The organism is Dietzia sp. CW19 (assembly GCF_014145265.1).
Lineage (GTDB): Bacteria > Actinomycetota > Actinomycetes > Mycobacteriales > Mycobacteriaceae > Dietzia > Dietzia natronolimnaea.
The window spans coordinates 1-1,210 of the sequence record NZ_JAALEE010000455.1; the positions used below are offsets into that span (position 1 = coordinate 1).

The 1,210-nt window shown below is 72.3% G+C and carries 1 protein-coding gene; it reads left to right on the forward strand.

Annotation, left to right across the window (positions count from 1 at the left end):
• The coding region (gene mnmA, locus G6021_RS13170; protein WP_182610223.1) for a tRNA 2-thiouridine(34) synthase MnmA at positions 1–1,077 on the forward strand (1,077 nt) is incomplete at its 5' end.
• Between the last annotated feature and the right edge of the window lie 133 nt (positions 1,078–1,210).

Here is a 1,210-nt window from a genome sequence, read left to right on the forward strand (position 1 = left end):
CGCGCCGTGGCCGCCGGGCACGAGGTGGTGGGGGTGCACCTGGCCCTCAGCGCGGACCCGGCGACCCTGCGGACGGGCTCCCGCGGTTGCTGTTCGCGCGAGGACGCCGGTGACGCCCGCCGGGTGGCCGATCTGTTGGGCATCCCGTTCTACGTCTGGGACTTCGCCGAACGGTTCAGGGCGGAGGTGATCGACGACTTCGTCGAGTCCTACTCCCGCGGTGAGACCCCCAATCCGTGTCTGCGCTGCAACGAGCGGATCAAGTTCGAGGCCCTCCTCGACCGGGGGATGGCACTCGGGTTCGACGCGGTGGCCACCGGTCACTACGCCCGGCTGTCCTTCGAGGAGACCGGCGCCGGGCACCGACGTCCAGTCCTCCGCCGGGCGGTCGATCCCGACAAGGACCAGTCCTACGTCCTCGGCGTGCTCACCCCGCAGCAGCTCGCGCACTCGATGTTCCCGCTGGGGGACTCCCACAAGTCCGAGGTCCGTGCCGAGGCCGAGGCGTCCGGCCTGCCCGTCGCGACCAAACCGGACAGCCACGACATCTGCTTCATCCCCTCCGGGGACACCCGTGCGTTCCTCGGCGCGCGGATCGGTCTGCGTCCCGGGGCGGTGGTCGACGCCGACACCGGTGACGAACTCGGTCGGCACGAGGGCGTGTACGGGTTCACGGTCGGCCAGCGCAAGGGACTGGGCCTGCCGGGTCCGGCGGCCGACGGTCGCCCCAGATACGTCACGTCCATCGACGCCGGCACCGGCACCGTGACCGTCGGGGGATCGGATCACCTGCTGTCCCGGGGGATGACCGCGACCTCGCCCTACTGGCTGGTGGACGACGCCCTCCGCGAGACCGAGTGTCTCGTGCAGATCCGCGCCCACGGTGAGGCGACACCAGGGCACGTGAGACGGGTGGGGGACGGGCCGGACGCCAGGTTGGAGATCTCCCTCGACGAGCCCGTGCGCGGCGTCGCACCCGGCCAGGCGGCCGTGCTCTACCGGCCCGAGCCCGGAGGCGACCGCGTCCTGGGAAGTGGCACGATCACCGCGTCCGTCCCGGTCGCGGGCACCCCGTGACCGCCGTCGAACCGGGTCACACCGGCCCCGGACCGATGCGGGGTGTCGACCCTCGGGAGGCCGCGCGGGTCGTGCTGGGTGAATGCCACGGGATGCCGTTCCTGCCCGAACTGTCGGACCGGGGCCTCGGAGA